The sequence below is a fragment of the Kitasatospora sp. NPDC059747 genome, from assembly GCF_042732955.1.
Taxonomy (GTDB): Bacteria; Actinomycetota; Actinomycetes; order Streptomycetales; family Streptomycetaceae; genus Kitasatospora.
Map to the genome: position 1 here is coordinate 27,018 of NZ_JBHWGV010000063.1, position 25,701 is coordinate 52,718.

Here is a 25,701-nt window from a genome sequence, read left to right on the forward strand (position 1 = left end):
GGGACTGACGAGGAGTTGTGATGTGGCGAAGGAATGGGCGAGAGCGTGGGCGGGCCCTCGCCGGAGTGCTCCTGGCCGGCGGTCTCGTGGTTGGCGCGGCTGTGGTGCCGGCGGCTGCGGACGGCTCGATCCGTGATGATCAGTGGCATCTGGACGCGATGCATGCGCCCGAGATGTGGAAGACGTCGACCGGGCAGGGTGTGACGGTCGCGGTCATTGACGGCGGTTTCAAGTTCGATCACCCGGACTTGGCTGGGCAATTGTTGCCCGGGAAGGACTTCAGCGGAAGTACAGGCGGGGTGGGGACGGACGCCAAGGGCCACGGCACGCAGATGGCGAGCATCATTGCGGGGAGTGGCAAGGGCATGGAGGGAAAGGGCGCCTACGGATTGGCCCCCGGGGTCAAGATCCTCCCGTTGAAGATCGACAATGGCGAGGATGGCGGGGTCACTTCACGCGTCTTCCTGGACCAGATCGGTCAAGCCATCGACTACGCCGTTGATCAAGGCGTGAAGATCATCAACATCTCGCAGGGAACGGCGGCAGTCACCGCGGCTCCTGATGACACCGCGAAGCTGACCAGCGTGCTCGCGCGTGCGGCGGCAAAGGGCTCTCTGGTTGTTGCCAGTGTCGGGAACAGCGCGCAGGACGGGAACCTTGTCGAGTACCCCGGGGGACTGCCGTACGTTGTCGGTGTCGGCGCTGTTGACAAGAACTTGACGGCTACGTCTGAGTCGCAGCAGGGGCCGCAGGTTGACCTCGTGGCACCCGGAATGGACATCGTCGACGCCTGTACGGGCGCGACTGGCTACTGCAAAGGCCACGGCACGTCGGCTGCGACCGCTTTGGTCTCAGCCTCGGCGGCCCTGGTGTGGGCCGTGCACACCGACTGGACGGCGAATCAGGTTCTGCGGGTCCTCATCAACACGGCTGGTAAGCCGACCGATGGTTCCAGCCGCAACGACAGCGTCGGGTATGGCGCGGTCCGCCCTCGCATCGCCTTGGCCACGCCGGGCGATCCGGGGCCGGCGGATGTGTACCCGATTCCGAGCAAGACGGCTCCGATGCCCTCGGCTTCGCCATCGGCCGATACCTCTTCTGCCCCGGCGACCTCACCCGCTGCCGTGCCCGCAGCACCGACGAATGTCGGTTCTCCGGCAGCGGCGCCCATCGCAGACAAGGCATCCGATTCGGGTGGCGCGGTGCTGCCGATTGCGATCGCCGTGGTCAGCGGAGTGGTACTGGTGGCGGGTGGGGTGATCTTCGTGGCACGGTGGCGAAATGCGGCCAGCAGGGTTGCAGCCGATGGGTCGCCGGTGAAGCCAACGGACAACCCGTACGTGAGGTAATTGGCGGCCGAGTTGGGGCTGAACCGCTTCGGGATGCCGACATCGAGGCGCGCGAGTTCGACCACGACAGCGACCTCACCGCCTGAACGAATGCAGCGGCGGCCTCTCGGTCCGCGGCAGGAGCGAGAGGCCGCCGGGCGACGCGCCGTCGTGCGAATCAGACCACCCCGGGCGCCTGCGCCGGGAAGTGAATCGGGTTCACGCACCCGCTCGTGCTGGCGGCCGTCTTGGCCGTCTTCAGTGCAGTGTTCAGGCGGGCCTGGCGAACCGATGGCAGCTCGGGGTCGACGAGTTCGGAGTCTCCCCAGACCATGACCTCCAGGTACGTGAGATGTGTCAACTTCGCCGCTGGATTATCGCAAAGAAACGCGAGCCGCATTCTGCTGTGTTCCTCCCACAGCCCCTGGATGTCGGGACCGAGGTCCGACTGCCGCTTCGCCGCCGGGTCCGCGTTCGCTTCGTAGACATCGTGGTAGGTGAGCTTGCCCCACGGGCGGACGGTCACCCCCGAGAGCACGTGGTGATCCTCCTCCACTGTGCAGGTCTGATTCTGTAGGCCCGGCTGGAGCGAGTTTTCGTCCCCACGGTGCTCTCCGTAACGAACGGTGTACGTCCCCCGCGCCGCACCGGCCAGCGAACGCAGGTCATTCTGATCCAATATCGACCAGCAGGCACTTTCGGGCAGGTTCAGCGAGTCGTGCGAGGCCCACCACCACAGCCCGACGCCCCCGCCGACGACCAGCGCCAGCACCATCGCGAGTACCAATCGGCGTTGCCGGTACCGGACCGCTTTTTGTTCTGCGGGGGCACTTTCGAGGGGATTCTCCGGGGCGTCAGGCATTGATTGCCTTTGTCAGGATGCTTCCGTCGGAGAGACCCTGCTTCGCCCCGTTGGCGGCCGTATTGGCCAAGGCGTTGAGGTACGTCGGGTCGATCCCCTTGCCCTTCGCCGTCTCCCTGATGGCTGCTTCTGCCGCGTCCGATGCGGCGTTCCTCCCGCTGTTGAAGCAGTCCGCGGCGGCGTCGCTCGGATATCTGTCGATGTGGTAGCCCAGCGCTATGTTCTGAAATATCTTGTCGGTGGGAATTGTCAGAAGCTTATCCGCCCCGGGGATTCCCTCTATCGCCTTGCCTGCGGTAGCCGTCCATACCTGCTTGGCCCAGCCGACCTTCTCGTCGACGCTGTTGTTGTAGTCGGTCATTTCCTGCAGCTTCTGCTTGTAGACCTCATCGGTTGCCACAGCGTTGAGGATTCCGGCCACCTCGCCTCCAGGGCGGGCAGCATTCGTGATGGCCTCGCCGAAGAGTTCCCCGTACTTGTCCTTCTGCAGCATGACGTCCTGCAGGTGGGCAGTCGTGTAGGCCTGTTGTGCCTGCGCGATCGTGCCGAAGGCATCCGGGTTCCGGCCGAGCACCCCCAGCAGCTTCTGGGTGGCGCCCTGGTCGAGGCCGGCCGGGTCCCCGTTGGTCGGCATCGAGTGGTTGTTGTGGTCGACTGCGATCTGGACGTCGCCCATGTACGACGCCACCATGTGGCCGAAGCTCGGGTCCATGGTGGTGAATATCCCGTCCTTCTTGAGCAGCCCGGGGCCGTCCGTGTTCCCGAACCGATCGACGACGTCTTTCATCACCGCGCTCATCTCGCGTGAGTGCGTGGGCATCGGACCGTCGGTCGCGTCGTAGGCCCGCCCGGTGGTGGCCGCCTCCAGCGCATGGCCGAGTGCGGTCGCGTCATGTGCCGCTGCCCGGTAGTGCGGAGTGAGGTGGTCCGGCTCGAAGTCCTGGAGGAGGGAGTTGAAGCCCGCGTCGGTCAGTTGTTTCAGGTAGGTGTTCGGCTGACCGGTGGCCTTGACCGTTCCGTCCTCGTTGTAGGTGGTTGCCGGGTCATGGAAGTAGGCGGTCGCCGCCTCCGGCTTGTGGCCGAGCGCCTCCAGGGCGCCGGCCATCGGGTTGAGGCCTGAGCCGTCTTTTCCGAGGACGAGTACCTGTTCCAGCGGGTTGGCCTTGCTGACGGCGTCCTCCCAACGGCCTGGATTCGCTGCACTGAGCTGGGTGATGTGCTCGACCAGCGGGTTGAGGAAGCGCTGGTCGTACGTGCCGGTCCGGAGGATGTTGGAGAGGATCTGGTAGCCGTACGGGTTGCCGCCTTGGAGCTGGTCCGGGAGCAGTTGGTACTGGCTGGCTCCAGCCTTGCGCAGTCCCGCCTGCCACGCGTCGGACAGATGCGGTTGCTTGGCCCCGTCCGTTGCCGTTGCGAGGGTGAGGCCGAGATTGGCCTGCATATCGGCCAGGGCCCGTTTCGTCGCGTCGTTGCCGTAGTAGCCGCTGTACTCGGCCATTGCGCCGAAGGACTTGAGGAAACCGTCCGGCCCCATGGAGTCGAGGAAGAGGGTGGCGAACCGCGAGCCGCTGGAGTGCGCCTTCAGCAGGGCGTCGAGCTGGGCGATCTGTGCGGGCGTGGCCTTGTCCCCGAGACGCATCAGGTCCACTGCCTGCTTTGCCTCCTGCTCGGAGACGCCGCCCACCGGCTTCTTGTTGAACGCCTTCCGGTCAGTGCCGGTGTCCGCTGCGAGAGCGGCTGCTGCGGCGGCGTCCGCTTCGGCGGCCCGGGACAGTGCTTTGGCTATCGCGTCGGCGGCGTCGGTGGCCTTCTGGCGGTAGGCCCCGGTGTAGTCGGGGTCCTTCTTCTCCTCCGGGGTCGTCGCCGGGGGCCAGTGGACGGTTCCGTCGTTGTCGACCGTCAGCTTCTGGTCGGTTGCCGATCGGATCGCCGCCTCCAGGTCGGCCTTTGCGGCGGTGATCTCGGTGTGGGCATCACGGAGGGTCTGGGCGATGCCGCTGGCCTCCTCGAAGGCCGCGTCGATTTCGTTGCGTATCTTCGTGATGTTCTCAGCCGCGGTCTCGGCCGCGAATCCGCGCCAGCCCGAGCCGTTCAAGGGCGTGATGATGTCGCCGGTCAGCTCGGAGGAGAAGTTCCACTGCCGAAGCATCGCCTCGAACTCGCCGGCCAGGGTGTCAAGGCCGGTCACCTGCGCGTTCCTCAGTTCTTCGAACTTCATGCCGGTGCCTCAGCCCTTTCCGAACGCGTGGGTATTCGCCTGATCCGTTTGCGCATACCGGTCGGCGTTGAGGCGTAAGTTCCCGGCCACGTTTCCGATCGCATCCTCAAGGGTTCTGACCTGGTCCGTCCAGACGCCGGCCGCGCTGGTGATCGCAGCGCGCAGCGCCCAGTTGGTCGGGAGCTGCGCGGAGGCCGCGGAGGCGTGCGTGGTGGGCTGCTTGCACGCCTGCCCGAACTTGGTCTTCAGGGTGTCGCTGTTGGTTGCCGCACGCCTCAGCGCCTCCGGACTGACGGCTACGGTCGGCGCCGATGTACCGGGCGCGGGGGCGCTCGGTGTGTAGACCGGCGCCGGCGCTCCGGACTCGACGGCGGCCAGGTCGGGAAACTGCTTCTTGGCCGCGTCCGTCAGTTTTCCGGAGCTGTCGAAGAGCCACGGGTTCATTCGGCGCTCGAAGTCCAGATCAACCATCAATCCCCCCTCAGGAGTGGGCTGAGCGACCTCCACCGTGCGCGGAGTGTCGCCACTTCGTCGCTGCGAGTCTGCCATGGGGCGCGCGGGACGGGGTCGTGCGCCGGGGTCACTCGGGTGGGGGCTGGGGGTGGGGTGGGTGGGGCGGGCAGGGTTGGGGGCATGGGTGTGCAAGTGCGGCGGGCGGCGGCTGCGGCTCTGATCGGGACCGCGATCGAGTTCTATGACTTCTTCATCTACGGGACGGCGGCGGCGCTCGTCTTCGGGGCGGTGTTCTTCCCGGGGTTGGGGGCGGTGGGGGCGCTGTTGGCGGCGTTCTCGGTGTACGCGGTGGCGTTCCTGGCGCGGCCGTTGGGGGCCGTGGTGTTCGGGCACTTCGGGGACCGGTTGGGGCGGAAGACGACGCTGGTGGTGTCGCTGCTGCTGATGGGGGTGGCCACGGCGGCGGTGGGGGTGTTGCCGGGGTTCGGGGTGTGGGGGTGGTGGGCGCCGGTGGCGCTCGTCGTGTTGCGGGTGTGTCAGGGGGTCGGGCTCGGCGGGGAGTGGGGTGGGGCTGCGCTGTTGTTGGCGGAGCACGCGCCGGCCGGGCGGCGCGGGCGGTACGGGGCGTTCCTGCAACTGGGGCCGACGGTCGGGTTCGTGCTCGCGAACGGGGTGTTCCTGCTGGTGCAACTCGGCCTGGACGAGCGGGCGTTCAGGGAGTGGGGGTGGCGGGTCCCGTTCGTCGCCTCGCTCGCGCTCGTCGCGGTCGGGCTGTTCATCCGGCTGAAGGTCGAGGAGTCTCCGCTGTTCCGCGGGCAGGAGGCGGGCCGGGCCGGGCTGCCGGTGGCGGAGGTGCTGCGCGGGCACTGGCGCACGGTGCTGGTGGGCTGTGGCGTGATCACCGTGGGGTACGCGCTGTTCTACCTGACTACGACGTACGCGCTGGCGTACGCGGCGACCGGTCTCGGGGTGCCGAGCACCGTGCTGCTGCCGATGTTGCTGGTGGGCGCGGTGGGCATGGGCGCGGCCGGGTGGACGACCGCGGGGCGCAGTGACGGCTGGGGCCGGCGGCGGACGATGCTGTGGGCGACGGTGTTCGCGACGGCCTGGTCGCTCGTCGAGTTCCCGCTGCTGGAGACGGCGCGCCGGCCGCTGATGTTCGTGGCGCTGGCCGGGGCGATGGTGGTGCTGGGTGCCCTGCTGGGGCCGGTCGCGGCGTTCCTGCCGGAGCTGTTCCCGACCCGGGTGCGCTACACGGGCGCGGCACTGACGTACAACCTGGGCGGCGTGGTCGGCGGGGCGCTGACGCCGCTGGTGGCGACCCGGCTGACGGCGGCGTACGGGACGGCCGAGCTGGTCGGCTGGTACGTGGCGGCGCTGGGCGTGGTGGCGGTGCTGTGCTTGCGGCTGCTGCCGGAGACGTGCGGTGCGGAGCTGGGGTCGGTGGACGGCGAACGCCGCCGGGCGCCCCTGCTGGGGACGGATCCGGCGGCGTAGCCGACAGGCGGTGCGGCAGGTGCGGCGCGGTCAGCCGGCCAGGGCGGCGCGGCCGGCCAGGACGACCGCGGTGTGCTTGGCGACGCGCCCGCCGAGGTGCTCGGCGGTCGCGATGTCGGCCTTGTGGACGGCCTCGGCGCCGGCGTCGGCTGGCGAGGAGGCGGCGGCGCCGCTGAAGAAGCCGAGGCGGTTGAGGTCGTTCTCGCTGGCGGTGGTGGCGTTCCAGCCGGGCTTGAGGCCCAGGTTGACCCAGTTCATGCCGTGCTGGGCGGCGAGGGTCTGGAAGTAGCCGAGGGTGCCGGCCTTGTCGCCGCTCTTGGAGGCGGAGTTGGTGAAGCCGGCCGCGACCTTGTCCTGCCAGACGTCGCCGAACCAGCGCTTGCTGGTGGCCTCGGCGAAGACGTGGAAGGCGCCGGACGCGGTGCCCATGTAGGTGGGGGAGCCGAAGACGATCGCGTCGGCGGCGTCGAGCTGGGCCCACTGCTCGTCGGTGATGGTGTCGACGGCGATCGAGACGACCTCGGCACCACCGGCGGCGGCACCGCGGGCGACGGCCTCGGCGATGACGGTGGTGTGGCCGTAGCCGGAGTGGAAGGCGATGGCGACGGTGGGGCGGATGGCGGTCATGCGGGCACTCCTGTACGGGCGGCGGTGGCGCTGGGGACGGAGAAGGAAGGGGACGACGGGCCTCGGCCCGCTTGGTCTCCAATATAGACCAAGTCTCCAATGGTTACCAAGGGAGGATTGGAGACCGACGGAGCTACCCTGGATGTCATGACGACGGAGGAAACGGCCCGCGCCGACATCGGGTGGCACCAGGAGTCCCGGGAGTCTCAGGGGTCCCAGGAGCACACGCAGCAGGAGGAGCTGGAGCTCAACGTCTTCGCCCAGCTCTGCCCCAGTCGCGAGATGTTCGCCGAGCTGGCCGACAAGTGGTCGCTGCTGATCCTGATGAGCCTGGCCCTCTGCGGCCCGCAGCGGTTCTCCGAACTCCAGCGCGGGATCGGCGGGGTCAGCCGCAAGATGCTCACCCAGTCGCTGCGCACGCTGGAGCGCGACGGCCTGGTGCGCCGCACGGTCCACCCGGAGACGCCGCCGCGCGTGGTCTACGACCTGCTGCCGCTCGGCCGGGAGCTGGCCGAACTGGTCTCGCCGCTCGGCCGCTGGACGGAGCGCCGCGCCAAGCAGATGCTCGCGGCCCGCGAGGTGTTCGACGCGGCGCACGCCGAGGCCTGAGGGCGACGGAAGGGGGCGGAGGGAGGCGGAGGGGGCAGGTCGGAGCCGATTTCCCTTCCGGGCCGACGGCCGTGTAATGTCTTCCTTGTTCGACCGGCCCGGCGGAAACGTCCGGCAAGCCCCTATAGCTCAGTCGGTAGAGCGTCTCCATGGTAAGGAGAAGGTCTGCGGTTCGATTCCGCATGGGGGCTCCACTCGAAGACCCTCGCCTGAAGGCGGGGGTCTTTCGCGTTCCCGGCCCGGCCGGGCCGCCGACACGCGGTGGCCTAGCGAGTCGGGTACGGAATGCGCTGTGATGGTGCGTCATCGGCCGCCCGCCCGTGGGGAGCGGGCGCGAGCCGGACCCCGACCGGGAGGGCGTCATGGGCGTTCGACTCGTGGTGGTCGACGACCACCGGCTGCTGGCCGAGGCACTCGCGACCGCGCTCCAGCTGCGCGGTCACCGGGTGCTCGCGGTCGGCTCGCCGGCGGGCGTGGCCGCCGACCTGGTGGCCGGGCGCAGGCCCGAGGTGTGCCTGCTCGGCGTGGCCGCGCCGGCCGAGCCGGGCGCGTTCGACGGGCTGCGCCGGATCCGCCGGGAGCGGCCCGAGGTGGCCGTCATCGTGCTCGGCCCGGTGGGTGAACTGCGCGGTGTGGCCGGGGCGTTCGCGGCCGGGGCGGCGGGCTACGTGCCGAGCGACGAGCGGATCGAAGTGGTCGAGCGGGCGATCGGGCGGGCCCGGGCGGGCGAGGCGGCGGTGGCCGTGGACGTGCTGCGCGGCGCCTTCGACCAGCTGCTGCGGCCGGCCGCCGAGCCGGACGACGAAGCCGTCCGGCTGCTGCGCCTGCTGACCCGCCGTGAGGTGCAGGTGCTGGCCCGGATCGCGGACGGCGAGGACACCGCGGCGATCGCCGCCGGGATGCGGATCGCCGCGAGCACGGCCCGGACGCACGTCCAGCGGGTGCTGATGAAGCTGGGCGCGCGGACCCGGCTGGAGGCGGCGGCGGTGGCCGCGAGGACCGGCCTGCTGGAGCGGATGGCCTCCGACTGAAGGCGTGCGCCGGAGGGTGATGAAGGGCACCGGAGGGAGCTGCCGCAGGCGGTCGCGGGGGCCGCGGACCCTGGTCCGGAGCACCCCCGGAGGGCAGGGAGAATAGGCGCCAGTCGTTCGCACGTTTCCGATGGCCCCGCCGATCCGGCGGCCATCGCCCGCTGGAGGTCTCATCATGAGTAAGTACCTGGTCACGGGTGGCGCCGGCTACGTCGGCAGTGTGGTGGCCGCTCACCTGCTGGAGGCGGGGCACCAGGTGACCGTCCTGGACGACCTCTCGACGGGTTTCCGCGAGGGCGTTCCGGCCGGTGCCGAGTTCGTCGAGGGCCGGATCCAGGAGGCCGGCAAGGTGCTGGACGGCTCCTTCGACGGCGTGCTGCACTTCGCCGCCTCCTCGCAGGTCGGCGAGTCGGTCGTGGACCCGGAGAAGTACTGGCGCAACAACGTGGCCGGCTCGCTGGAGCTGATCAGCGCGATGCGCGAGGCCGGCGTGCGCAAGCTGGTGTTCTCCTCGACCGCCGCCACCTACGGCGAGCCGGAGGTCGTGCCGATCGCCGAGACCGCCCGCACCGCGCCGACCAACACCTACGGCGCCACCAAGCTCGCCGTCGACCACCTGATCACCAGCGAGGCCGTCGCCCACGGCCTGGCCGCGGTGTCGCTGCGCTACTTCAACGTGGCCGGCGCGTACGGCGCCTACGGCGAGCGGCACGACCCCGAGTCGCACCTGATCCCGTTGGTCTTCCAGGCCGCGCTGGGCCAGCGCCCGCACATCGCGGTGTACGGCGACGACTACCCGACCCCGGACGGCACCTGCATCCGCGACTACATCCACGTCGCCGACCTGGCCGACGCGCACCTGCTGGCGCTGGACGCCGCCAAGCCGGGCGAGCACCTGATCTGCAACCTGGGCAACGGCAGCGGCTTCTCGGTGCGCGAGGTGATCGAGTCGGTCAAGCGCGTCACCGGCCGCGAGATCCCGGTGCAGGTGTCCGGGCGCCGCGCCGGCGACCCGGCGGTGCTGGTGGCCTCCGCCGAGCGTGCCCACGACGCCCTCGGCTGGACGCCGCGCCGTCCGAACCTGGACGACATCGTCGCCGACGCCTGGAAGTTCACGCTGGAGAAGAACGGCCTGTAAGCGGGCCGAGCTCGAAGGAACCGCAGGCGCCGCCCCGGACCTCCCGGGGCGGCGCCTCGGCGTTCTCCTGGACGCCCCCGCGACACCGGTCGGAAAGTGGCGCGGACGGATCGAATCCAGTCACGTGCGCACCTCCTGACGAAACTTCACCAAACCGCCACGAGCGCGTCCCCAGGCCCGTACGCTGAATGCGGTACCGGTTGGGGGTGGCGCGCGTTCGGCCCCGCCGGCCACCGGTGGGCGGGCGGAACGGAGTGCCGCATCCGCGGGCGCCGGGGCCGGTCCCCGCCCCGGGCTCGGGCCGGTCTGAGCAGGGGGGTAGTGACGATGGGGCGGATCCGCGTCCTGGTGGTCGACGACCACCGGATCTTCGCCGAGGCCCTGGCCGCGGCGCTCGCCGCCGAGCCCGACGTCGAGGTGGGCGCGGCGGGCAGCGCGGCCGCCGCCGAGCGCGCCCTGGAGCGCGCCGCCGTCGAGGGGCGGGCCTTCGACGTCGTCCTGATCGACGCTGACCTGGGCTCCGAGGCGGCCGTGCCGCCGGGCCCGCGCAAGCCCGTCCGCGCGGGTCCCGAGCCGCTCGACCCGGCCCGCCGGCGCCCGCCCCCCGTGGTGGCGCCGCCGCGCCGCCCGGCCGTGCCGCCGACGGGTCCGGGTGGACGCTCGGCGGATCCGCTGCGGCCCGATCCCCAGCGCACCGAGCACGTCCGCGCCGAGCACGTGCGCACCGACCAGCTGCGGCCGGTCGCCCCGCCGCCGGACGGGATCACGCTGCTCGGCCGGGTCCGCCGCGGCCACCCGGGGCTGCGCGCGATCGTCCTGGCCACCGCCGACGACCCGCACCGCGCCGCCCGGGCCCTGCACGCGGGCGCCACCGGCTGGGTGGCGAAGGAGAGTTCGCTGGCGCGGCTGCTCGCCGTCGTGCGCGGGGTGCTGCGCGACGAGACGCACCTGCCGCCGGCGCTGCTCACCGGGGTGATCCGGGAGCTCACCACCGCCCGGCGCGACCGCACCGAGAGCGAGCGCCTGGTGGACACGCTCACCCCGCGCGAGAAGCAGATCCTGCGCTGCATGGTCGCGGGCCTGGGCCGGCAGGCGGTCGCCGAGCGGCTCTACCTGTCCCCGCACACCGTCCGCACGCACATGCAGAACGTGCTCGGGAAGCTCGGCGTGCACTCGACCCTGGCCGCCGTCGCGGTCGCCCGCCGGGCGGGGGTCAGTCCCGCGGAGCCCGCCGCGCCGCCGTCCGTCGCCTCCACCAGCTGAGACGAGCCGGACCCGGCCGGAGCCGGCGGCCGCGGCGGCGGGCCGGTCCGCCGGTCAGCCCGGGATGTTGTCGAAGGGGGCGACCAACAGCCGCAGCAGACCGGCGAGTTCGCCCTGCTGGCCGGCGGTGAGCTGGGCGAGGAGTTCGCGCTCGTGGGCGAGCAGTCCGGCGAGGGCCTGGTCGGCGCGGTCGCGGCCGTCGTCGGTCAGGCGGACCAGGACGCCGCGGCGGTCGTCGGGGTCGGGCAGGCGCTTGACCAGGTTCTTGCCGGTGAGCCGGTCGATCCGGTTGGTCATGGTGCCGGACGTGACGAGGGTCTGGGTGAGCAGCTGCCCGGGCGAGAGCTGGTAGGGGGAGCCGGCGCGCCGCAGGGCCGTCAGGACGTCGAACTCCCAGGGCTCCAGGCCGTGCTCGGCGAAGGCGGTGCGGCGCGCGCGGTCCAGGTGCCGGGCGAGCCGGCTGACCCGGCTGAGCACCTCAAGCGGCTCCACGTCGAGGTCGGGGCGCTCCCGGCGCCATGCTGCGACCAGCCTGTCGACCTCGTCCTCCATGACGATCAGTGTATCGGTGGATGTGTCGATGTGAAGTCTCTTGACATCGAGAAATGTGCCAGCGAGGCTAAAAGCAGATATCTTGATGTCGAGATACTTTCGAGGTGTGCCATGCCCGCTCCTGCCTGGGACCCGGCCCAGTACCTGCGCTTCGCCGACGAACGGACGCGCCCGCTGCGCGATCTGCTCGCCCGCGTCCCCGCCCTGCCGCACGAGCCCGCCGCGACGATCCTGGACATCGGCTGCGGGCCCGGCAACTCCACCGCCGTCGTGCGCGAGCGCTGGCCGCAGGCCAGGATCACCGGCGTCGACAACTCCGCCCCGATGTTGGAGACCGCCCGTACGCAGGGCGAGCCGAGCGCCGCGTACGTCCTCGCCGACGCCGCGGAGTACGACCCGGCCCCGGCCGGGCCCGACCTGATCGTCTCCAACGCGGCCCTGCAATGGATCAACGCGGAGGAGCGCCGGCCCCGACGGGGACCCTCCGCGCCGAAGGCGGGCGAGGAGGGACGGTTGGACGGCCACCTGGCGCTCCTGCCGCGCTGGGCGGAGGCGCTCAGGCCCGGCGGCGTCATCGCCTTCCAGGTGCCGGGCAACTTCGACGCGCCCAGCCACACGCTGCTCGCCGGGCTGCGCCGCAGTCCGCGCTGGGCCGACGTCCTCGGCGACGACGCCACCCGCGCCGGCGTCCACGAGCCCGGGCGGTACCTCGACGTGCTCGCCGGGGCCGGCTGCGCCGCCGACGTCTGGGAGACCACCTACAGCACGCTGCTGACCGGCCCGGATCCCGTTCTGGAATGGACGAAGGGCACCGCCCTGCGGCCCGTGCTCGCCCGGCTCGCCGACCCGGAGCGGCGGGCCGCCTTCCTCGCCGAGTACGGGGCGCTCCTGCGCGAGGCCTACCCGGCCGGGCCGCACGGCACGGTCTTCCCGTTCCGGCGGATCTTCGCGGTCGCGACGAGGCGGTAGGCGGGCGGGGCGCGGAACCCGGCCGGCGACCCGCCGGTCAGAGCTTGCGATCGCCGACCAGGTTCGGGTGCCGTTCCAGGCCCTCCAGCCCGTGCCAGGCCAGGTTCACCAGGTGCGCCGCGACCTGCGCCTTGTCCGGCTTGCGGACCTCCAGCCACCACTGCCCGGTCAGCGCGACCATCCCGACCAGCATCTGCGAGTACATCGGGGCCAGCCGCGGGTCGAACCCGCGGGACTTGAATTCCAGCCCGAGGATGTCCTCCACCTGCGTCGCGATGTCGCTGATCAGCGAGGCGAAGGTGCCCGTCGACTGGGCCACCGGCGAGTCCCGGACGAGGATCCGGAAGCCGTCCGTCGAGGTGTCGATGTAGTCCATCAGCGCGAACGCGGCCTGCTCCAGGAGCTCGCGCGAGTGCCCGCCGGTCAGCGCCCCGGTGACCATGTCCAGCAGGAGCTGCATCTCGCGGTCCACCACCACCGCGTACAGCCCCTCCTTGCCGCCGAAGTGCTCGTACACCACCGGCTTCGAGACCCCGGCCCGCTCGGCGATCTCCTCCACCGACGTGCCGTCGTAGCCGCGCTCCGCGAAGACCGTCCGGCCGATCTCCAGCAGCTGCTCGCGCCGCTGCTTGCCGGTCATCCGCACCCGCCCGCCGCGGCGGCGGGGCCCCGCCGCGGCCGCACCCCGGGGCGCGGCCCCGTCCGCCGGGGCAGTGGCACGCGGACGGGCCTGCGCCGCTCCGGGCGCCGCGTCCGTCCGCGTGCCGTCGTGACCGCCTGTGCTGTCTGCGCTGCTCCCGTTCACCCCTACATCATGCTGGAAGCGCGCCCTCATGCGGCGCGGCGGGCGGCGATCCGCTGTGCGTCCGGCCAGCGGACGTCCCGGACCCAGCCGGCCAGCTCGAACCAGCGGATCAGCCGGGCCGAGGAGTCGATCTGTCCGCGCAGGACGCCGTGCCGGGCGGAGGTCGGGTCGGCGTGGTGCAGGTTGTGCCAGGACTCGCCGCAGGAGAGCACGGCCAGCCACCAGACGTTGCCCGAGCGGTCCCGGGAGCGGAACGGGCGGCGGCCGACGGCGTGGCAGATCGAGTTGATCGACCAGGTCACGTGGTGCAGCAGGGCGACCCGGACCAGCGAGCCCCAGAAGAACGCGGACAGCGCGCCCTGCCAGGACAGCGTCACCAGCGCGCCGACCAGCGCGGGCAGCAGCAGGGAGATCGACGTCCAGAGCCAGAACAGCCGGGAGATCCGCCGCAGCGCGGGGTCGTTGACGAGGTCCGGCGCGTACTTGAGCTGCGGGGTCTGCTCCTCGTCGAACATCCAGCCCATGTGCGCCCACCACAGGCCCTTCAGCAGCGCGGGCAGGCTCTCCCCGTAGCGCCACGGCGAGTGCGGGTCGCCGTCCTTGTCGCTGAAGCGGTGGTGCTTGCGGTGGTCGGCCACCCAGCGCACCAGCGGGCCCTCGACGGCGAGGCTGCCGACGACGGCGAGGGCGAGGCGCATCCGGCGGCCGGCCTTGAAGGCGCCGTGGGTGAAGTAGCGGTGGTAGCCGACGGTGATGCCGTGGCAGGTGAGGAAGTACATGGCGACGGTGACCGCCACGTCCGTCCAGCCCAGGCCGCGGCCCCAGGCGATCGGGACGGCCGCCAGCAGGGCCGTGAACGGCACGACGATGAAGAGGACGAGCGCGAGGCGCTCGGCGAAGCCCTGGCGCTCCCCGCCACGGGTGGCGGACAGCATCGCGGGGGACGGTTCGGAGGAGTCGCTGGGCGGCGCGGTGGAACCGGCGCGCGCCTCACCGGCCTGGATGGTCATGTTCTTGTCCCTCGACGGGGGCCCTCTGCGGGCGGGGGTGGGAAGGCTACGGTGCCGTAACCTACGGCATCGTAGGTTGCGTTCCGTGGCGAAGGGAACACACCGCCGCACGGCGCTTGAGTGAATTCACCCGACTGGATGGATGAACCGCCGTCCCGGTGGTGGAGCGTCACGCGCGCCGGAGACGGACCGCGCGGCGGCGGGCGCGGGTCGGCCATGGAGGTAGATGTGGAGCCGCATACCCCGTAGTCTTGCCCCAGCGCGCCTCCGGCGACCTTCGGGCCGGCGTGCCGGTCCCGGATCGTCTAAGGGCAGGACAGCTGGTTTTGGTCCAGCTTATGGGGGTTCGAATCCTCCTCCGGGAGCACTCTGAGCGGCCCCGGCCCGGTATTGCGGCGGGCCAGGGGGTGGCTTTTCGGCCACTTTCCTCGCACTATCCTCGAACTGCCAGGGCTTATGTGCGGATCCTCGCCCCTGGCCGCTCTGCCCTCTCTGTGAACCGACCGAGGAGCCTCCCCGCATGGGTGCCAATTCGCTTGCCGCCGTTGTCGTTCTTGCCGCCGGTGGCGGGACACGGATGAAGTCGAACAAGCTGCCCAAGGTGCTGCACGAGGTGTGTGGACGGACGCTGGTCGGTCACGCCGTCTCGGCGGCGCAGGAGTTGACGCCGGGGCAGCTGGTCGTCGTCGTCGGCCACCAGCGGGAGCAGGTCGAGGAGCACCTCGCGGCGCACTACCCGGCCGCCCGCCCGGTCGTCCAGCACGAGCAGAACGGCACCGGGCACGCGGTGCGCACGGCGCTGGAGGCGCTCGCCGCCGACGGCGTGGTGCTGGACGGCACCGTGATCATCACCGCCGGCGACTCGCCGCTGCTGACCGGGGCGACGCTGCGGCGCCTGGCCAGGGCGCACGCCGAGCAGGAGAACGGCGTCACCGTGCTGACCGCCGTGGTGCCCGAGCCGTTCGGCTACGGCCGGATCCTGCGCGACGAGGACCGCTCGGTGGCCGCGATCGTCGAGGAGAAGGACGCCACCGACACCCAGCGCCTGATCACCGAGATCAACTCCGGGGTCTTCGCCTTCGACGCCAAGCTGCTGACCGCCGCGCTGGCCGAGCTGACCACGGACAACTCGCAGGGCGAGGAGTACCTGACCGACACCCTGCAGATCCTGCGCGAGGCCGGGCACCGGGTCGGCGCCGTCGTGGCCGAGGACCCGCGGGACATCCTCGGCATCAACGACCGCGTGCAGCTCGCCCAGGCCCGCCGCCTGCTCAACGACCGCCTGCTGGAGCGCGCGATGCGCGAGGGCGTCACCGTGGTCGACCCGGCGACGACCTGGATCGACGTCCAGGTGACGTACGAGGCGGACGCCGTCGTGCTGCCGAACACCCAGCTGCAGGGCGCCACCCACCTCGGCGAGGGCTGCGAGGTCGGCCCGAACTCGACCCTGCGGGACACCCGGGTCGGCGCCGGCGCCGTTGTGAGCAACACCACGGCCGACCGCGCCGAGGTGGGCGAGCTGGCCAGCGCCGGCCCGTACGCCTACCTGCGGCCGGGCGCCAAGCTGCTGCGCAAGGCGAAGGTCGGCACCTACGTCGAGGTCAAGAACTCCGAGCTCGGCGAGGGCGCCAAGGTGCCCCACCTGTCGTACATCGGCGACGCCACCATCGGCGAGGGCACCAACGTCGGCGCGGCCTCGGTCACGGTGAACTACGACGGCGTCAACAAGCACCGCACGGTCATCGGCGCGCACTGCCGGACCGGCTCGGACAACATGTTCATCGCACCGGTCACGATCGGTGACGGCGCCTACACCGCGGCCGGCTCGGTCATCACCTCCGACGTTCCGCCGGGCGCGCTCGGCGTGAGCCGGGCGCAGCAGCGCAACATCGAGGGCTGGGTGGAGCGCAAGCGCCCCGGGACCGCATCGGCGCAGGCCGCGAAGGTTGCGACGGACGGGGCGGCGGAAGCCTGACGGGACGCGCGGGCGTCCGAGGGGCGGTCCCGGGGCGGACGGTTTCTGCGCGGGCGCGTAACCTTGGGGACATACGTGCGCCACTGGGCTTACCGCCCGTGTCCAGGCGTACCGACATTCCCCGAACCCATCTTGCGTGCGGGCTGCGCCTGCTCGCGTTGGATGGTCGGGGTTCAGCGTCCGCAAACGCGAGGAGACGGTGCAGTGAGCGGGATCACGACGTCGGGTGAGAAGAAGCTGAAGCTCTTCTCCGGCCGTGCCCACCCGGAGCTGGCGAAGGAGGTGGCCGCGGCGCTGGGGACCGAGCTGGTTCCGACCAAGGCCCTGGACTTCGCCAACGGCGAGATCTACGTCCGCTTCCTGGACTCCGCGCGCGGTGCGGACTGCTTCGTGATGCAGAGCCACACGGCTCCCATCAACCAGTGGATCATGGAGCAGCTGATCATGATCGACGCTCTGAAGCGGGCCTCCGCCAAGAGCATCACCGCGATCCTGCCGTTCTACGGCTACGCCCGCCAGGACAAGAAGCACCTCGGCCGCGAGCCCATCTCGGCCCGCCTGGTTGCCGACCTGCTGCGCCAGGCCGGCGCCGACCGCCTGATGGCCGTGGACCTGCACACCGCGCAGATCCAGGGCTTCTTCGACGGCCCGGTCGACCACCTGTTCGCGCTGCCGCTGCTGGCCGACTACGTGGGCGAGCGGGTCGACCGCGACAAGCTGACGATCGTCTCGCCGGACGCCGGCCGGGTGAAGGTGGCCGACCAGTGGTGCGACCGCCTGGACGCGCCGCTGGCGATCATCCACAAGCGCCGCGACATGACCCAGGCCAACACGATCCTGTCGGCCGAGGTCGTCGGTGACGTCAAGGGCCGGGTCTGCGTCCTGGTCGACGACATGATCGACACCGCCGGCACGATCTGCGCCGCCGCCGACGCGCTGTTCGACAACGGCGCCGCGGACGTCCTGGTCGCCGCCACCCACGGCGTGCTCTCGGGCCCGGCCGCGGACCGCCTGAAGAACTCCCGGGTCAGCGAGTTCGTGTTCACCAACACGCTGCCGACCCCCGCCCAGCTCCAGCTGGACAAGATCACCACGCTGTCCATCGCCCCGTCGATCGCCGCCGCGATCCGCGAGGTGTTCGAGGAGGGTTCGGTCACGAGCCTCTTCGAGGGCGTGCACTGACGAAGGCCCGCGCAGGCGGCCCCGGTCCGGAACGGGCCGGGGCCGCCGTCGATTTCGCGGGAGGGCACAGGTGCGGTTAGACTCGTGAAACTGCTCGGCGAGGGATGCCGTGTGCCCGCTCGACGGGTGCCCGCTCCGTGATCGACGCGCTGCCGGTGCCGGTTCCCCGGACCCTGGCAGAGGTCGTTGCCGCCGAGTGACCCCCAACGTACTGAGGGTGTGGTCCCGGCGGTTTTTCGCGTTGCCTGCACCCCCGCGCCGTTCTTCACGAGGAGTGCAGTCGTGTCCGAGATCCGCCTTGCCGCTGAGACCCGTTCCGAGTTCGGCAAGGGTGCCGCCCGCCGCGCCCGCCGCGCCGGCTTCGTCCCCGGTGTCGTCTACGGCCACGGCCACGCCCCGGTTCACCTGAACCTGCCCGGCCACGACCTGATGATGGCCCTCAAGACCCCGAACGCCCTGCTGGTCGTCCCGATCGAGGGCAAGGACGAGTACGTCCTGCCGAAGGCCGTCCAGCGCGAGGCCATCAAGCGCACCATCGAGCACGTCGACCTGCTGCTCGTGAAGCGCGGCGAGAAGGTCACCGTCGAGATCCCGGTCCTCACCGAGGGCGAGCTGGCCCCGGGCGGCAACCTGCTGGAGCACGTCCTCAACGCGCTGCCGATCGAGGCCGAGGCCACCCACCTGCCCGAGTCCGTCACCGTCTCGGTCGAGGGCCTGGAGGCCGGTGCCTCCATCCACGCCAAGGACATCGTCCTGCCGGCCGGCGTCACCCTGGCCGTCGACGCCGACGCCGTCGTGCTGCAGGTCATCGGCGCCCAGGCCGCCCCGGCCGAGGACGAGGCCGCCGAGGCCGAGGGCGCCGAGGCCTGAGCCTCGCGCTGACGACTGCTTGAGACCGCTGCCCCGGTCGCTCCCTCTGGAGCGGCCGGGGCAGCGGTGTGTCCGGGAAGATGGCGTGGAGCGCGAGGGCGAGGAGTAGGGACATGGCGGAAGAAGCGTACGAAGGGCCGTGGCTGGTCGTGGGGCTGGGGAACCCGGGCGAGCAGTACGCCCGGAACCGGCACAACATCGGCTTCATGGTGGTCGACCTGCTGGCGCAGCGGATGGGCGCCAAGTTCAAGGCGCACAAGAGCCGGGCGCAGGTCGCCGAGGGGCGGCTGGTCGGCAAGCGGGTCGTGCTCGCCAAGCCGATGTCGTTCATGAACCTGTCCGGCGGTCCGGTGACGGCGCTGCGCGACTTCTACAAGGTCCCGGCGGCCGGGATCGTGGCGGTCCACGACGAGCTGGACATCGACTACGCGGCGCTGCGGCTCAAGCTCGGCGGCGGCGACAACGGGCACAACGGCCTGAAGTCGATCACCAAGTCGCTCGGGCCCGACTACCACCGGATCCGCTGCGGCATCGGCCGCCCGCCGGGCCGGATGGAGGTCGCGGACTTCGTCCTCAAGGACTTCTCCGGTGCCGAGCGCAAGGAGCTGGAGTGGTTCGTCGACCGCTCGGCGGACGCGGTGGAGGCTCTGCTGTCGGAGGGCCTGGAGCGGGCGCAGGGGACGTACAACTCCTGACGGCGTGACCGGGGGTCGAGGCGGCGCGCCGGGTCGGCAACAGTCGTACAACGCTTGACGTTCCACACCTGAATAGGTGTGAGAACCCCGTGCGCGATCGGATAGCGTCGGTCCCGGTACGCGAACGGGTCCTGGGGAGTTGCTCGATGCGGAGATTGCGTCCGGTCCGCCGACTGCGGCGGATCCGGGTGATGCGGTTGCGGCGGTTCGGCCGGCGGATCGGCACGGCCGGTGCGCTGGGGGCGGCGGGGATGCTGCTGTCCAGCGGCGTGGCACACGCCGATCCGGTGGCGGAGCCCGACCAGGCGGCGTCGCCGGAGCCGGCGGCCGCGCAGTTCGCGCCGGTGCTCGGCGATTCGGTCGGGCCGGACGCCGGGCTGCTGGCGGTCGGCGGCGGGCTGGTGGTCGTGGCCGGCGGTGCCGCGCTGTGGCTCAAGCGCCACCGCGCCGGCGGATCGCCCGAGTAGGGGGAAGAACGGCTCACGGGCCGGGGTCCACGCACGTGGACCCCGGCCCTTTCGCGTGCCCGGAATCCCGGGCGCCGACTTGTCATCCGTTTCCGGCGGGCGGGGCGTCCTGTGGGTATGAAGCGCGAATCGATGAGCCCGGGGGGCGTCGACGGGGACCCGTTCGACGAGTTCGTCGCGGCGCGGTACCAGGCGCTGCTGCGCGGTGCCTTCCTGATCACCGGCGACGTCCACGACGCCCGGGACCTGCTGCACGACGCGTTGGCGCGGGTGTACGCCAAGCGGTCGGCCATCCGGGAGCCGGCGGCGACGGAGGGGTACGTGCGCCGGACGATGATCCGCACGCACGTCTCGCGGTGGCGCCGGACCAGGCGCGAGGTGCTGACCTCCGCGCTGCCGGACGGGCCGGCGGCCCAGGAGGCCGAGCGGGACGAGGAGTTGGCGGCGGCCCTGGGGGCGCTGCCGCGGCGCCAGCGCGCGGCGGTGGTGCTGCGGTACTACCTCGACCTGCCGGTGGCGCAGGTGGCGGAGGAGCTGGGCTGCACGGTGGCGACGGCCAAGACCCACCTGGCGCGGGCGGTCAGGACGCTTCGGCAGGAACTGGAACCGGCTAAGGAGTTGGTGGGACGTGAGCGCTGAGGACGGGTTTGAGGAGGAGCTGGCCCGCCGGCTCGGGCTGCGGGCGTCGGCGGTCGGCGGCAGCCCGCCGCTGGCCGCGCTCAAGGCGGCCGGGCGGCGGCGGGCACGGCAGCAGGGCGCGGTGCGGGGCGTGACGGCGGTCGCGGTGCTGGCCGTCGGCGCGGGGGCGCTGACGCAGCTGGGCGGCGGGGGGACGGCCTCGGACGAGCGCGTGGGCGGAGGGCCGGCCGGGGCGCCGACGGGAGGGGCGGCGTCGCCGTCGGCCGGGCGGAACTCCGGCAAGGGGCGGATGGTCTTCGGGTGCGACGCGGGGCCGTCCTCGCTGCGGACGCCGGGCCAGCACTGGCACCCGACCGACCTGCCGACGGGCCCGCCGAGGATCACACCGACGTCGACGACGCCGCCGGTCTCGCCGTCGCTCACCCCGCCCCCGTTCACCCCGCCCCCGTTCACCCCGCCGTCGTTCACACCGCGGTCGGGCCTGCCGTCGACGGGCTCGCCGTCGACGCTGTCGTCGGCCCAGCTGCTGCAGTTCGACCTCGCGCGCGCGAGCGAGGCCGTCGACAAGGTGGGGACGGAGAGCTACGCGGACCACTACTTCGGCGTCTGCCGCGACCCCGGCCTGAACACCCTCTACGTGATGCGCGTCCCGGGCGACGGCGCCCTGGACGACGCCGTGACGCGAGCACTGGCCGACTGGCCCACCGTCAAGCTGCAGTTCACCGCCGCGGTCGGCTCGTACGCCGAACTGCGGGAGCTCCAGGACCGGATCGACGGGGACCGCGCCTACTGGAAGGACAAGGGCGTGCAGCTGGAGTTCGTGCAGGTCGCCAACGACGGCTCCGGAGTGGTGGTCGACACTCCGCAGTGGGAGTCCGCCGGGGCGCAGATCAAGGCGAAGTACGGCTCCAAGGTGGCCGAGGTCCGCTAGAGGAGCGCAGACGAAGGGGCCGGTGTCCGACGGGGGTGGACACCGGCCCCTTCAACGCGTCTGCCGTCAGCCGGTGTTGCGCAGGCCGGCGGCGATGCCGTTGACGGTCAGCAGGAGCGCGCGGGCGCGCAGCGGGTCCTCCTGGCGTCCGGCCGTGACCTCCTCGCGCTGGCGGCGCAGCAGGGCGACCTGGAGGTAGGAGATCGGGTCGAGGTAGGCGTCGCGGACGGTGAAGGTCTGCTTCAGCACCGGGTTGTGCTCCAGCAGTTCGCCCTCGCCGGTGAGCCGCAGCACCTCGCGCAGGGTGAGCTCGTGCTCGGCGACGATCTGGTCGAAGACGTGCTGGAGGTCGGCCGGCACCAGCTGCTCGACGTAGTGGCGGGCGATCCGCAGGTCGGTCTTGGCCAGCGTCATGGCGACGTTGGACAGGAAGTTGCGGAAGAAGTGCCACTGCCCGTGCATCTCGTCCAGCACGTCGCCGAGGCCGGCCTCGCGGGCGGCGGCGAGGCCGGAGCCGACGCCGTACCAGCCGGGGACGATCTGGCGGGACTGGGTCCAGCCGAACACCCACGGGATGGCGCGCAGTCCGTCCAGGCCGGCGCCGGAGTCGGGGCGGCGGGACGGGCGGGAGCCCAGGTGCAGGGAGGCGAGCTGGTCGACCGGGGTCGAGGCGAAGAAGTACTTCGGCAGGTCCTCCTGCTCGACCAGGGCGCGGTAGGCGGTGTGGGCGGCCTCGGACACCCGGTCCATCGCGGCGTCCCAGCGGGCCAGCTCCTCGGGGGCCTGGCGCGGGGCGGTGTGCAGCGCGGAGGCGGAGAGCGTCGCGGAGATCGTCAGTTCGAGGTTCTCCCGGGCGAGGGAGGGCAGCAGGTACTTGTCGGAGATGACCTCGCCCTGCTCGGTGACCTTGATCTCGCCCTCCAGGGTGCCCCACGGCTGGGCCAGGATGGCCTCGTGCGAGGGGCCGCCGCCGCGGCCGACGGTGCCGCCGCGGCCGTGGAACAGGCGCAGCCGGATGCCGTAGCGGTGGGCGACGTCGCGCAGCCGGCGCTGGGCGCGGTGGATCTCCCACTGGGAGGTGGTGATGCCGCCGAACTTGGAGGAGTCGGAGTAGCCGAGCATGACCTCCTGGACGTCGCCGCGCAGCGAGACGAGCAGCCGGTAGGAGGGGTCGGAGAGCATCTCGTCGAGGATGCGGTCGGCCTGCTGGAGCTCGTCGGTGGTCTCCAGGAGCGGCACGATGCCGATCTTGGCGATGCCGGCGTGCAGGTCGATCAGGCCCGCCTCGCGGGCCAGGACGGTGGCGGCGAAGACGTCGTCGGCGCCCTGGCACATGGAGATGATGTAGCTCTCGACGATCTCGTCGCCGAAGCGCTCGAAGCCCTGGCGGATGGTGTTGAAGACGCCGAGGGTCTTGGTGCCGGCCTCGTCCAGCGGGGCCGGGGTGGGGGCGAGCGGGCGGCGCGAGCGGAGCTCCTTGGCGAGCAGCCGCTGGCGGTACTCGCGGGGCATGTCGGCGTAGCGCCAGGCCTCCTCGCCGAGGCGGTCGAAGAGCTGGCCGAGCGCGTGGTGGTGGGCCTCGGCGTGCTCGCGGACGTCCATGGTGGCGAGCTGGAGGCCGAAGGCCTCGATGGTGCGGATCGCGCGGGCGAGGCGGCCGTCGGCGATGAGCTCGCCGCGGTGGGCGCGCAGCGATTCCTGGATCAGGCGCAGGTCGGCGACGAGTTCGCGGGTGCCGAGGTAGTCGCGGCCCTCGACGTGCGGGGTGCCGCCGGCCAGGCGCTCGCGGGTGTTCTCCAGCTTGAGCCGGATGCAGGTGGCCTTGAGGCGGTAGGGCTCCTCGGCGTTCATCCGCTTGTAGCGCGGGCTGAGTTCGGGGAGCAGGTGCAGGTCGGTGTTGAGCGAGGCGAGGAGCTCGGCCGAGGCGCCGGCCAGGCGCTCGGAGGTGGAGAGCGTGTTGCGCAGGTCGTCGATCGCGGCGAGCGCGTCCTTGATGCCGTACTCGTGCTGGAGGTTGAGGACGTCCCAGGTGACCTGCGGGGTGACGTTGGGGTTTCCGTCGCGGTCGCCGCCGATCCAGGTGCCGAAGGTGAGCGGGCGGACGCCGTCGGGCAGGCTGAGGCCGACCCGGGCGAGCTCCTCCTGCAGCTCCTCCAGGACCTCGGGGACGGCCTCGCGGTAGAGCTCGTCCAGGTAGTAGACGGCGTTGCGGGCCTCGTCGGTGGGCTCGGGGCGGGCGATGCGCAGCTCGTCGGTCTGCCAGAGCAGGTCGATGACCTCGGCCAGGCGGCGGTCGGCGGAGCGCTGCAGGGAGGTGCGGCGCGTGGCGGCCCGGTCGGGGGTGGTGGCCGGGTCGGCGGCGGCGAGGCCGGAGCTGAGCTGCTCGCGGTGGATGCGTTCGAGGAGTTCGCCGATCCGGCGGAGCTTGTTGAGGACGCTGCGCCGGGCGGCCTCGGTGGGGTGCGCGGTGAAGACCGGCCGGACCGCGAGGTGGGCCAGGGTGTCCTGGAGGTGCTTGGGGTCGGCGTCGGCGAGCTGGTCGGCGGTCTGCGCGAGCAGCGAGCCCTCCCGGGCGCGGCGGGTGGCGAACTCCCGGCCGCGGTGCACCTGCTCGGTGACGTTGGCGAGGTGGAAGTAGGTGGAGAAGGCGCGGACGAGCTTCGCCGCGGTATCCAGGTCGATGCCGGAGAGGAGTTCGGCGGTGGCCTCGCCGTCCGTGCGGCTGAGCAGGCGGACCTGTTCGACCAGGCCCAGCAGCTGGGGGCCCTCCTGACGGACCAGCGTTTCGCCGAGCAGGTCGCCGAGGCGGCGGATGTCCGCGCGCAGGGCCGCGTTGTCTGCGTCTGGGCCGGCGGCGGCGACGGAGGTGGGGCTGTCCGCCGGGTTGGGGACCGGAGCGGTCACGGCTGGGCTCCCTGTGGTGGTGGGGTTCGGCAACGGCTCATCGTCACAGGTCCGCCCGCGTGTGGCAGGTGTGACGCGTGCGGACCGCGCTGTCCGACGCGACCAGCATAGGTGTCGGGGAGGTCGGTGTCCGCGAGGTGGCCGGATGGCGGACAGGATCACCGCGGCCGCCATGTGGTCTGGACCACTTGAAGGTCTGGGGAAGTTACCGGTGCCATCCCGGTGGGGAGGGAACGGGGTTGCGCCTTAGGCTGTCAGGCATGAGCAAGTCGCCTGGGGAGCGCGCGCCGGTCCGGTCGTTCTGGTGGTGGGAACGACCGCGCAGCGCATTCCTCGACATCGGGCTGGCGCTGCTGGCCGCGGTGGAGTGCTCGCTCAGCACCATCGCCTTCCTCTCCGCGCGCGCGCACCTGAGCGCCGCCGGCGCGGCCGGCATCGCCGTGCTCGGCGCGCTGGCGGGCGGCTCGCTGGTGCTGCGCCGGCGCTGGCCGGCCGTGCCGGTGCTGGTGACGCTGGTGGCGATGCCCGGGATGCTCGGCGTCGTGCTGCTCGTGGTGGCCCTGTACACGCTGGCCGAGACGTGGGAGTGGCCCTCGCGGCGCCGCCGGGTGGTCGCGCTGTCGGCGCTGGCCTTCGCCGAGGCCGTCACCGTCATGCTGGTGTCGATGCTCCTGCCCGGTGGCGACGGCCCCCCGGACCCGACGCCGCTCTGGGTCCAGGTGCTGGTGGCCGTCCTGGTGGCGGTCGGCCTGACCGTCCCGCCGGTGGTGACCGGCCTCTACGTGGGCGCGCGGCGGCGGCTCATCGAGTCGCTCAAGGACCGTGCGCACGGTCTGGAGACCGAGCTCGACCTGCTGGCCGAACAGGCCCAGGAACGCGCCCGGCGGGCCCGGCTGGAGGAGCGCACGCGGATCGCCCGCGAGATGCACGACGTGGTCGCGCACCGGGTCTCGCTGATGGTGGTGCACGCGGGGGCCCTGGAGCGGATCGCCGCGAAGGACCCGCAGAAGGCCGCGCAGAGCGCCAAGCTGATGGGCGAGGTCGGCCGGCAGGCGCTCAACGAGCTGCGCGAGATCCTCGGCGTGCTGCGGATGGACGACGAGCGCCCGGCCGAACCGGACTCGCTGGCCGCGCTGCCGCGGCTGGTCGACCAGTCCCGGGCGGCCGGGATGGCGGTCACCCTGACGGTCAGCGGAAGCCGGCAGCAGTTCACCGGCGAGGCCGAGCAGACCGCGTACCGCGTGGTCCAGGAGGGCCTGACCAACGCGCACAAGCACGCCGGCGGCGCCGACGTGTCCGTCCTGCTCGCGTACGCGCCGAACGGGGTCCGGGTCAGCGTCGTCAACGCCTGCCCGGGCGGCGAGCACGGCGCGGCGAAGCTGCCGAGCGGGGGCAACGGGCTGGTCGGGATGCGCGAGCGGGTGATCGCGCTCGGCGGCACCTTCTCGGCCGGGCCGGAGGCGGACGGCGGGTTCCGGGTCGAGGCGGTGCTGCCCTCCCGGCTGGCCGTCCGCGCCGAACCGCTGCGGTAGCGGCGCCCGTCCGCGGTGGCGGTGCCCGTCCGCGCTGGGGGTGCTCGTTCCTAGTACTCCAGCAGGACTTCTCCATTCCCGCTGGTCAACGGCCTGGGAGTGGGGAGTGTAGCGGGGTGGGAGCGGGTGCGGGGCGGTCTTCGC

At 71.9% G+C, this 25,701-nt stretch carries 23 protein-coding genes and 2 tRNA genes; 17 read left to right on the forward strand and 8 right to left on the reverse strand.

Annotated elements, in window-relative coordinates; all coding sequences use genetic code 11:
• Window positions 1–65: 65 nt before the first annotated feature.
• Window positions 66–1,349, forward strand: a complete 1,284-nt coding sequence (mycP, locus tag ACFV4G_RS25720; RefSeq protein WP_380444268.1) for a type VII secretion-associated serine protease mycosin — start codon at window positions 66–68, stop codon at window positions 1,347–1,349.
• A gap of 157 nt (window positions 1,350–1,506) precedes the next feature.
• Here the strand turns inward: mycP and ACFV4G_RS25725 are convergent, their stop codons facing one another.
• The 3 genes from ACFV4G_RS25725 to ACFV4G_RS25735 form a co-directional block, all read right to left on the reverse strand.
• Complete coding sequence (locus tag ACFV4G_RS25725) at window positions 1,507–2,103, reverse strand: hypothetical protein (protein ID WP_380444270.1); 597 nt, start codon at window positions 2,101–2,103, stop codon at window positions 1,507–1,509.
• A gap of 79 nt (window positions 2,104–2,182) precedes the next feature.
• Complete coding sequence (locus ACFV4G_RS25730; RefSeq protein WP_380444272.1) at window positions 2,183–4,408, reverse strand: hypothetical protein; 2,226 nt, start codon at window positions 4,406–4,408, stop codon at window positions 2,183–2,185.
• A 9-nt stretch (window positions 4,409–4,417) separates the two neighbouring features.
• Window positions 4,418–4,879 carry a WXG100 family type VII secretion target gene (locus tag ACFV4G_RS25735; RefSeq protein WP_380444274.1) on the reverse strand — a complete coding sequence of 154 codons (462 nt, stop codon included), beginning with the start codon at window positions 4,877–4,879 and terminating at the stop codon, window positions 4,418–4,420.
• Between the two features lie 162 nt (window positions 4,880–5,041).
• On the opposite strand from ACFV4G_RS25735, the gene ACFV4G_RS25740 reads away from it, so the two are divergent.
• The gene (locus ACFV4G_RS25740; RefSeq protein WP_380444276.1) at window positions 5,042–6,358 is read left to right on the forward strand and encodes an MFS transporter; all 1,317 of its coding nucleotides are present in this window, start codon (window positions 5,042–5,044) and stop codon (window positions 6,356–6,358) included.
• A gap of 30 nt (window positions 6,359–6,388) precedes the next feature.
• Here ACFV4G_RS25740 and ACFV4G_RS25745 read toward each other — a convergent pair whose 3' ends face one another.
• Window positions 6,389–6,985 carry a flavodoxin family protein gene (locus tag ACFV4G_RS25745; protein WP_380444278.1) on the reverse strand — a complete coding sequence of 199 codons (597 nt, stop codon included), beginning with the start codon at window positions 6,983–6,985 and terminating at the stop codon, window positions 6,389–6,391.
• 147 nt (window positions 6,986–7,132) lie between these two features.
• Here ACFV4G_RS25745 and ACFV4G_RS25750 point away from each other — a divergent pair, with 147 nt between their 5' ends.
• The 5 genes from ACFV4G_RS25750 (at window position 7,133) to ACFV4G_RS25770 (ending at window position 11,026) form a co-directional block, all read left to right on the forward strand.
• Window positions 7,133–7,594 (forward strand): winged helix-turn-helix transcriptional regulator, encoded by a 462-nt coding sequence (locus tag ACFV4G_RS25750; RefSeq protein ID WP_380444280.1) that lies wholly within the window; start codon window positions 7,133–7,135, stop codon window positions 7,592–7,594.
• 118 nt (window positions 7,595–7,712) lie between these two features.
• Window positions 7,713–7,788 (forward strand) — tRNA-Thr (locus tag ACFV4G_RS25755).
• 168 nt (window positions 7,789–7,956) lie between these two features.
• The gene (locus ACFV4G_RS25760) at window positions 7,957–8,625 is read left to right on the forward strand and encodes a LuxR C-terminal-related transcriptional regulator (protein WP_380444282.1); all 669 of its coding nucleotides are present in this window, start codon (window positions 7,957–7,959) and stop codon (window positions 8,623–8,625) included.
• A gap of 175 nt (window positions 8,626–8,800) precedes the next feature.
• Entirely contained in the window at window positions 8,801–9,763 is a 963-nt protein-coding gene (gene galE, locus ACFV4G_RS25765; protein ID WP_380444284.1) for a UDP-glucose 4-epimerase GalE, read from the forward strand.
• Between the two features lie 327 nt (window positions 9,764–10,090).
• Window positions 10,091–11,026 (forward strand): LuxR C-terminal-related transcriptional regulator, encoded by a 936-nt coding sequence (locus tag ACFV4G_RS25770; protein WP_380444286.1) that lies wholly within the window; start codon window positions 10,091–10,093, stop codon window positions 11,024–11,026.
• Between the two features lie 54 nt (window positions 11,027–11,080).
• Here ACFV4G_RS25770 and ACFV4G_RS25775 read toward each other — a convergent pair whose 3' ends face one another.
• Window positions 11,081–11,578, reverse strand: a complete 498-nt coding sequence (locus ACFV4G_RS25775) for a MarR family winged helix-turn-helix transcriptional regulator (protein ID WP_380444288.1) — start codon at window positions 11,576–11,578, stop codon at window positions 11,081–11,083.
• Window positions 11,579–11,689: 111 nt separating this feature from the next.
• Between ACFV4G_RS25775 and ACFV4G_RS25780 the strand changes: the two genes are divergently transcribed.
• Window positions 11,690–12,547, forward strand: a complete 858-nt coding sequence (locus ACFV4G_RS25780) for a methyltransferase domain-containing protein (protein WP_380444290.1) — start codon at window positions 11,690–11,692, stop codon at window positions 12,545–12,547.
• A 37-nt stretch (window positions 12,548–12,584) separates the two neighbouring features.
• Here ACFV4G_RS25780 and ACFV4G_RS25785 read toward each other — a convergent pair whose 3' ends face one another.
• Both ACFV4G_RS25785 and ACFV4G_RS25790 read right to left on the reverse strand, forming a co-directional pair.
• Window positions 12,585–13,187 (reverse strand): TetR family transcriptional regulator, encoded by a 603-nt coding sequence (locus ACFV4G_RS25785; protein ID WP_380444292.1) that lies wholly within the window; start codon window positions 13,185–13,187, stop codon window positions 12,585–12,587.
• Between the two features lie 191 nt (window positions 13,188–13,378).
• Window positions 13,379–14,362, reverse strand: coding sequence for an acyl-CoA desaturase (locus ACFV4G_RS25790; protein WP_380444294.1), 984 nt, complete (start codon window positions 14,360–14,362; stop codon window positions 13,379–13,381).
• 294 nt (window positions 14,363–14,656) lie between these two features.
• On the opposite strand from ACFV4G_RS25790, the gene ACFV4G_RS25795 reads away from it, so the two are divergent.
• The 8 genes from ACFV4G_RS25795 (at window position 14,657) to ACFV4G_RS25830 (ending at window position 21,121) form a co-directional block, all read left to right on the forward strand.
• Window positions 14,657–14,727, forward strand: a tRNA-Gln gene (locus ACFV4G_RS25795).
• A gap of 155 nt (window positions 14,728–14,882) precedes the next feature.
• The gene (gene glmU / locus ACFV4G_RS25800; protein ID WP_380444296.1) at window positions 14,883–16,337 is read left to right on the forward strand and encodes a bifunctional UDP-N-acetylglucosamine diphosphorylase/glucosamine-1-phosphate N-acetyltransferase GlmU; all 1,455 of its coding nucleotides are present in this window, start codon (window positions 14,883–14,885) and stop codon (window positions 16,335–16,337) included.
• Between the two features lie 204 nt (window positions 16,338–16,541).
• Complete coding sequence (locus ACFV4G_RS25805) at window positions 16,542–17,519, forward strand: ribose-phosphate diphosphokinase (RefSeq protein ID WP_380444297.1); 978 nt, start codon at window positions 16,542–16,544, stop codon at window positions 17,517–17,519.
• 282 nt (window positions 17,520–17,801) lie between these two features.
• Window positions 17,802–18,389, forward strand: coding sequence for a 50S ribosomal protein L25/general stress protein Ctc (locus ACFV4G_RS25810; protein WP_380444299.1), 588 nt, complete (start codon window positions 17,802–17,804; stop codon window positions 18,387–18,389).
• Window positions 18,390–18,502: 113 nt separating this feature from the next.
• Window positions 18,503–19,084, forward strand: coding sequence for an aminoacyl-tRNA hydrolase (pth, locus tag ACFV4G_RS25815; protein ID WP_380444301.1), 582 nt, complete (start codon window positions 18,503–18,505; stop codon window positions 19,082–19,084).
• A gap of 146 nt (window positions 19,085–19,230) precedes the next feature.
• Entirely contained in the window at window positions 19,231–19,551 is a 321-nt protein-coding gene (locus tag ACFV4G_RS25820; RefSeq protein ID WP_380444303.1) for a hypothetical protein, read from the forward strand.
• A gap of 117 nt (window positions 19,552–19,668) precedes the next feature.
• Window positions 19,669–20,190 (forward strand): SigE family RNA polymerase sigma factor, encoded by a 522-nt coding sequence (locus ACFV4G_RS25825; RefSeq protein WP_380444305.1) that lies wholly within the window; start codon window positions 19,669–19,671, stop codon window positions 20,188–20,190.
• Window positions 20,180–21,121: a hypothetical protein gene (locus ACFV4G_RS25830; RefSeq protein ID WP_380444307.1), complete on the forward strand. Its 942-nt coding sequence runs from the start codon at window positions 20,180–20,182 to the stop codon at window positions 21,119–21,121. The genes ACFV4G_RS25825 and ACFV4G_RS25830 overlap by 11 nt, the downstream gene beginning before the upstream one ends.
• Window positions 21,122–21,187: 66 nt before the next feature.
• Here ACFV4G_RS25830 and ppc read toward each other — a convergent pair whose 3' ends face one another.
• Complete coding sequence (gene ppc / locus ACFV4G_RS25835; protein ID WP_380444313.1) at window positions 21,188–23,947, reverse strand: phosphoenolpyruvate carboxylase; 2,760 nt, start codon at window positions 23,945–23,947, stop codon at window positions 21,188–21,190.
• Between the two features lie 338 nt (window positions 23,948–24,285).
• Between ppc and ACFV4G_RS25840 the strand changes: the two genes are divergently transcribed.
• Window positions 24,286–25,557, forward strand: coding sequence for a sensor histidine kinase (locus tag ACFV4G_RS25840; protein WP_380444309.1), 1,272 nt, complete (start codon window positions 24,286–24,288; stop codon window positions 25,555–25,557).
• The last annotated feature ends 144 nt before the right edge of the window (window positions 25,558–25,701 follow it).

Bases quoted from the DNA above. Each gene is read 5' to 3' on its own strand.
- ACFV4G_RS25825 (WP_380444305.1), top strand. From the start codon at position 19,669: ATGAAGCGCGAATCGATGAGCCCGGGGGGCGTCGACGGGGACCCGTTC.
- ACFV4G_RS25730 (WP_380444272.1), bottom strand. From the start codon at position 4,408: ATGAAGTTCGAAGAACTGAGGAACGCGCAGGTGACCGGCCTTGACACC.
- ACFV4G_RS25790 (WP_380444294.1), bottom strand. From the start codon at position 14,362: ATGACCATCCAGGCCGGTGAGGCGCGCGCCGGTTCCACCGCGCCGCCC.
- ACFV4G_RS25740 (WP_380444276.1), top strand. From the start codon at position 5,042: ATGGGTGTGCAAGTGCGGCGGGCGGCGGCTGCGGCTCTGATCGGGACC.
- glmU (WP_380444296.1), top strand. From the start codon at position 14,883: ATGGGTGCCAATTCGCTTGCCGCCGTTGTCGTTCTTGCCGCCGGTGGC.
- ACFV4G_RS25760 (WP_380444282.1), top strand. From the start codon at position 7,957: ATGGGCGTTCGACTCGTGGTGGTCGACGACCACCGGCTGCTGGCCGAG.
- ACFV4G_RS25840 (WP_380444309.1), top strand. From the start codon at position 24,286: ATGAGCAAGTCGCCTGGGGAGCGCGCGCCGGTCCGGTCGTTCTGGTGG.
- ACFV4G_RS25770 (WP_380444286.1), top strand. From the start codon at position 10,091: ATGGGGCGGATCCGCGTCCTGGTGGTCGACGACCACCGGATCTTCGCC.
- ACFV4G_RS25745 (WP_380444278.1), bottom strand. From the start codon at position 6,985: ATGACCGCCATCCGCCCCACCGTCGCCATCGCCTTCCACTCCGGCTAC.
- ACFV4G_RS25735 (WP_380444274.1), bottom strand. From the start codon at position 4,879: ATGGTTGATCTGGACTTCGAGCGCCGAATGAACCCGTGGCTCTTCGAC.
- ACFV4G_RS25780 (WP_380444290.1), top strand. From the start codon at position 11,690: ATGCCCGCTCCTGCCTGGGACCCGGCCCAGTACCTGCGCTTCGCCGAC.
- pth (WP_380444301.1), top strand. From the start codon at position 18,503: ATGGCGGAAGAAGCGTACGAAGGGCCGTGGCTGGTCGTGGGGCTGGGG.
- ACFV4G_RS25820 (WP_380444303.1), top strand. From the start codon at position 19,231: ATGCGGAGATTGCGTCCGGTCCGCCGACTGCGGCGGATCCGGGTGATG.
- ACFV4G_RS25775 (WP_380444288.1), bottom strand. From the start codon at position 11,578: ATGGAGGACGAGGTCGACAGGCTGGTCGCAGCATGGCGCCGGGAGCGC.
- ACFV4G_RS25750 (WP_380444280.1), top strand. From the start codon at position 7,133: ATGACGACGGAGGAAACGGCCCGCGCCGACATCGGGTGGCACCAGGAG.
- galE (WP_380444284.1), top strand. From the start codon at position 8,801: ATGAGTAAGTACCTGGTCACGGGTGGCGCCGGCTACGTCGGCAGTGTG.
- ACFV4G_RS25725 (WP_380444270.1), bottom strand. From the start codon at position 2,103: ATGGTGCTGGCGCTGGTCGTCGGCGGGGGCGTCGGGCTGTGGTGGTGG.
- ACFV4G_RS25785 (WP_380444292.1), bottom strand. From the start codon at position 13,187: ATGACCGGCAAGCAGCGGCGCGAGCAGCTGCTGGAGATCGGCCGGACG.